This is a genomic window from Desulfatiglans anilini DSM 4660, from assembly GCF_000422285.1.
GTDB classification, from domain to species: Bacteria; Desulfobacterota; DSM-4660; order Desulfatiglandales; family Desulfatiglandaceae; genus Desulfatiglans; species Desulfatiglans anilini.
On record NZ_AULM01000080.1, the window covers coordinates 1 to 4,866 of the forward strand.

The following is a 4,866-nucleotide window of genomic DNA, read 5'->3' on the forward strand; positions in this document are numbered from 1 at the left end:
TGACCCAATTGGAACTGGTGCTGGAAGAAATCGTCATCGACCGTCCCACCGATATCCAGCAGAATCTGTGTGCCGATAAAGCCTATGATGGCAAACCCGCATTGAAGACCATCGTTGCCCACGGTTATATTCCCCACGTGAAAACACGGGGGGAGGAGCGCCAGGAAAAAAAGCGCAATCCCGCATGGAAAGCCAGAAGATGGGTGGTTGAAGTGAGTCATTCATGGTTCAATCGCTTCCGTAAAATCCTGGTTCGCTATGAGAAGCTCAGCGATACCTATATGGCTTTGCTGCATATGGCTGCTGCTATCATCGCCTACCGAAAAGTGGGCGTTATTTACGGATAAGATCTAAATCTCGAAAAAAATGGTCCCGTACTTGGGTTCCACCTCACAGACCAAGCCTTCCGGAACGGCTCTTTTTGTTCAGCACATGACCGCTTCAGATGGTAAGGCCACCGCTTGCGTATGCCGGCGGTATGCCTGCCACGCGCTGGTTACCGATCTCAAGGAAATGGAAAAAGTGGGGTTGCAAACGGCTTAAAGGGAACAAGACACCTTTTCCCACTGCCCAGAGGGGGAGGGGGGCCGGAAGAACCAGGAACCAGCGCAATTCAAGTGAAGAATCCGCAGGCAAACGTCCTCGAGCCCGTCACAGCCGGTACCCATTCAGTGGGCGGCGCCTGAGCGTGTTATGGGCTGTAATGGATACGATAAATAACACCGGCACGATCGTCCGAGACCAGCATGGACCCATCTCCGAGGATCAGTATGTCTACGGGCCGGCCAAAAGCCTTTGCGCCTTGAAGCCATCCGTCTGCAAACACATCGTAGCTCACTGCCTGGCTTCCCTTTAGGCGAACCCGGGTGATCCGGTATCCGATGGGCACGGTCCGGTTCCAGGACCCATGCTCGGCAATAAATATATCATTATGAAATTCCTTCGGAAATTGCTGACCGGTGTAAAACTTCATACCCAGGGCGGCCACGTGAGGCCCCAGTTTAAAGCTTGGCTTCGCAAACTCACTACAGGATCGGCGCTCTCCGAATTCCGGGTCCGGTAGGTATCCCGCATGACAGAAAGGAAACCCGAAATGCATGCCCGGGCGGGGCGCCCTGGCCAGTACATCCGGGGGCCTGTCGTCTCCCATCCAGTCGCGTCCATTATCCGTAAACCAGAGTACACCCGATACCGGATGCCAGTCAAAACCGACCGTGTTCCGGATGCCTTCCGCGAAGATCTCGAGACCGGATCCATCCGCATTCATGCGCATGATCGTGGCAAACCGGGGATCTTCCTCCAGACAGACATTGCAGGGGGCCCCTACCGGCACATAAAGCTTGCCGTCCGGGCCGAACGCGATGTACTTCCAGCCGTGGTGGGGCTCGCTGGGGAAATCGTCATTGACCACCACCGGGGCAGGCGGGTCGGCCAGCCTTTCCATGATGTCGTCAAAACGGATCACCCGGCTTATTTCGGCCACATACAAGGAGTTGTTCCGAAAGGCAACACCGTTCGGGCTGCTGAGATCGCTCGCCAGAACGTACTTTGCATCGCTTTGCCCGTCTCCATCATGATCCACCAGGGCATAGACATTTCCGGGATCGCGGGAGCCCACAAAAACCACGTTCTTGGTCCCCTTCGCCATACTCCTCGCTCCAGGCACATCTCGAGCGTAGATATGGATTTTGAATCCCTCCGGGAGGTTTATCCGCTCCAGATCGATATCCCCTTCGGGTATCGCCAGGGTGCACTGCAGAAAGAGAGCAGCAGATATCAGAATGAGAATGCAGGTTGCTTTTTTAGACCGTCGCATCGATGGCCCGCTCGCTTGATGATGAGTGGTCGATAACCCTTCACACGATGAGAATCCCCAGCACCTTTCCATATCGAGAATGTTTCAAGATGGAATGGTTGTGTGCCAGCACCCCCTATCCAATGCCCAATACCCAGTATCTTTTACCAACATTATTCTGTGACCACAAGTCCCTACCCGTTTCAATACGTCTTTTCCGCGCAGGGTCGGCAGCTCGAAGGACGTCTTTTCCTTGACGGTTTTTCGGCTGTCCAGATATCCCTCCAATACCATATCCGATATCTCGGAGTTCATGACCGGCAAGCCAAGAGGGTGGTGTCGTCATGCCCTGGATCAGCTCCAGGCCACGGAATTCGAGACCCCCAGTCACCTATTGTTTCGGAGCAATGAACCTCCGCAGGAGGTCCTGTCTATACTGAAAACCTTAAAGATTCCAATCTCTAAAGCGATCCTGGAAGTCGTGAACCGCCATTCATAGGCGTAGTAACACGCGTTTTTAGGGTCCATGTTTAACCATCCGGATTTTCATCCGTTTTCGGCTACCATTCGACTACCCGCCTGGAACCCTGGCTTTACAGCTCGGGCTCCACAGGGCTGCCAAAAGGGGCTATCCGTTCCCACTATGATATGGTTGCCGCCACCGAAGGCTTCGCGCAGGGTGTCATCGGACTTACCGAGAAGGATAGGTGCTTTCAGCGGCAAGACTCTTTCATGCATATGGACTCGGCAATTCCCGTTATCTCCCATTCGGCGTCGGCGCCTCCGTTGTTTTGAATTCGGAGGCCCCCATGCCTGAAAATGTCTTTAGTCTGCTCCAGTGCTTCCGTCCCACGGGTTCATTATGCCGAGTTGTTTGAATATCTGGAAAAGCGGGACAAGGAGAAGGGGACCGGTTGCATCTGCCCGTCCGCTTTTCAAATGACTGGTTCGTGGAGTTCGAGTTGACCCAGGGAGCGCGGCTCAGCGTTGCGGACGAACGGCGGTCGTCCGTGAAGAGTTCGAGGGGGCTCGGCATCACCCTCGCCCTGGAGGTCGATGACATTGAAGGCGTCCGGGAATATGCCGAGAAGGCCGGCTTGAAACCGACGGCGCTTCGGCGCCATCCCTGGGATGCGCGCGTGTTTTATCTGGTTGATCCCGAAGGGCACCGGGTGGAGATATGGCAGGCTGGAACGGGTGGCGAAGGGTGAGACCTCTGTTCCGGCCGGCGGAAAATGAAACCCGAATCTTTCAATCAAGGAGGAAAAAGGTCATGCGCAAGTTGATTCCGTTCTCGTTGGCGGCCGTCCTGCTTGTCTTCTGGAACATCGGGCCGGCGGCGGCCAAGCCTTCCAATTGCGAGGAATGCCACATCAAGATATCGCCGCTGCAGGTCCAGGATTTCAAACGGGGCAAGATGGCCGAGACCCTGGATTGCACCAGCTGCCACGGGTCCGCCCATCAGAGCGATCAGGACGTCGACAAGGTCCAGCTGCCCACGATCGCGACGTGCCAGGCATGCCACGAGGAGCAGGCCAAGCAGTACCTGTCCGGGAAGCATGCGCTCGGGCTGATCGCCCTCGAGGCCATGCCGTACACCCACATGCAGCCCGCGGCCTTCGTGGAGGGCCAGAAGGGGTGCGGCGGTTGCCATACCCTGGGCCTGAAAGACCAGAGCGTCCGGGAGAGCGACAAGAGAAAGTAGGTTCATCCGACTAAAGCGTACTTTGCCTCGTGCAGGGCCATGATTTTGAGTTTGAAGAAATCCATGTCCCTGAACCCATAGGCCTGTTTCTGTAGGGTTTTGATTTTGTTGTTTGTACCCTCGAGCGGACCGGTTGAAATCGGATAGTCATAGTAGGCCAATATTCCGCTTTGGTGGAGAAGCAGGGAGTTGGCCATGCGGATGAGGATGGCGATGCCCGATGCTCTTGCCCTGGCGGCCCAGCTGGCCAGGAACGCTTTAGCGGTCTGTTTGTCGCGCTGCTTCCAGAGTTGACGGAGTTCCTCCTTCATATAGTAGGCCGTTGCGAGGGGCTGATTCAACTCAAGGGCTTCACGGAGCCTTCGCGGTTCATCCCGCGCAGCATCGAGATTTTCAGGGTTCTTCAGGAGCAGCCACCGGGTTCCCTTGATGACCCGCTTTTGAAGGACGTCATGGACCTCGTGAAACCATTTCCGACGCAGATCCGACAGCTTGTCGTTGAACATCTTGATGATATGGAAGTGATCGAAGACGATCTTTGCCTCTGGCAAATGAGCCGAGACAGCTTGAATGTAGGCCGGAGACATGTCCATGGCAACCGCTCGGATCCTTGCGCCCGTGGCGCGGAGCCGCTTCCAGAAAGGTTCGAGCGCCTCGGCCCCTTTGCCCTCTCCGATGAAAACCACTGCCCCGCTCCTGAGGTCGAGAACGACCGTCAAATACCGATGACCTTTGCCGATGCTGATCTCGTCGATGGCGATCAGCTTCAGCCCGCGGAGCTTTGGCCGGGAAAAACGGCGTTTCAAATAGCGTTTCTGGATGTCTTTGATTACATCCCAGCTGACGCCCAGGTGTCGGGCCGTGTCCCGGATCGTCATCTTTCGAGACAGGTCGAGGGCATAACGTTCAAAGGCCCGCGTGTAACTTCTGCGTGGGTCCGCAAACCCCAGATTGACTTGCCGGACAAGCCCACAGGCAAGGCAATGCACCCGCTGCACAGCGAGCTTGAACCAAACCGGTTTTCGGCCGATGGGCAAAGACCGGAAAAGACGTGTGACCGTGCCCCGGCGGATTACTCCCTGACCTCCACACGAGGAGCATCTCAGTTCGAATGGTTTCGGTCGCAGGGTGAAAATCACAGCCCCTTCCTGGTATTTTGTTCTGACGTAGTCATAGCCTTTGACGTTGAACCCATGGTACAAAAGACTCGTGGACATGATCGGTTTCCTCCTTCTTGGCGAATTGGCGTTCACCAGAAAGGAAACCGTCATCGTCCACTTTTTTCAACCCTCAAGTACGCAAAAACCGGATGAACCAGAAAGTACTATCCCTATGGGATGGACTGTCAGAACTGCCACACCCGCCA

6 protein-coding genes are annotated in these 4,866 nt (G+C 55.5%); 4 read left to right on the top strand and 2 right to left on the bottom strand.

Going from position 1 to position 4,866, the window contains the following annotated elements:
- The coding region (locus tag H567_RS0120905) for a transposase (protein WP_028322883.1) at positions 1-347 on the top strand (347 nt) is incomplete at its 5' end.
- 344 nt (positions 348-691) lie between these two features.
- On the opposite strand, the gene H567_RS0120910 is transcribed toward H567_RS0120905, so the two are convergent.
- The gene (locus H567_RS0120910) at positions 692-1,816 is read right to left on the bottom strand and encodes a PQQ-dependent sugar dehydrogenase (protein ID WP_028322884.1); all 1,125 of its coding nucleotides are present in this window, start codon (positions 1,814-1,816) and stop codon (positions 692-694) included.
- Between the two features lie 558 nt (positions 1,817-2,374).
- Between H567_RS0120910 and H567_RS30225 the strand changes: the two genes are divergently transcribed.
- The 3 genes from H567_RS30225 to H567_RS0120920 all read left to right on the top strand — a co-directional run bounded on the left by H567_RS30225 (position 2,375) and on the right by H567_RS0120920 (position 3,500).
- A complete protein-coding gene (locus tag H567_RS30225) occupies positions 2,375-2,590 on the top strand; it encodes an AMP-binding protein (RefSeq protein WP_153306315.1) in 216 nt (71 codons plus the stop codon).
- Between the two features lie 119 nt (positions 2,591-2,709).
- Positions 2,710-3,006, top strand: coding sequence for a VOC family protein (locus H567_RS26460; RefSeq protein ID WP_208598446.1), 297 nt, complete (start codon positions 2,710-2,712; stop codon positions 3,004-3,006).
- Positions 3,007-3,068: 62 nt separating this feature from the next.
- Positions 3,069-3,500, top strand: a complete 432-nt coding sequence (locus H567_RS0120920; RefSeq protein ID WP_035255613.1) for a multiheme c-type cytochrome — start codon at positions 3,069-3,071, stop codon at positions 3,498-3,500.
- A gap of 2 nt (positions 3,501-3,502) precedes the next feature.
- On the opposite strand, the gene H567_RS0120925 is transcribed toward H567_RS0120920, so the two are convergent.
- Complete coding sequence (locus H567_RS0120925) at positions 3,503-4,717, bottom strand: ISL3 family transposase (protein ID WP_028322886.1); 1,215 nt, start codon at positions 4,715-4,717, stop codon at positions 3,503-3,505.
- Positions 4,718-4,866: the final 149 nt, after the last annotated feature.

What these genes read in the sequence shown, in the direction of transcription:
- H567_RS0120910 (WP_028322884.1), bottom strand. Translation starts at nt 1,816, where the DNA reads ATGCGACGGTCTAAAAAAGCAACCTGCATTCTCATTCTGATATCTGCT.
- H567_RS0120920 (WP_035255613.1), top strand. Translation starts at nt 3,069, where the DNA reads ATGCGCAAGTTGATTCCGTTCTCGTTGGCGGCCGTCCTGCTTGTCTTC.
- H567_RS0120925 (WP_028322886.1), bottom strand. Translation starts at nt 4,717, where the DNA reads ATGTCCACGAGTCTTTTGTACCATGGGTTCAACGTCAAAGGCTATGAC.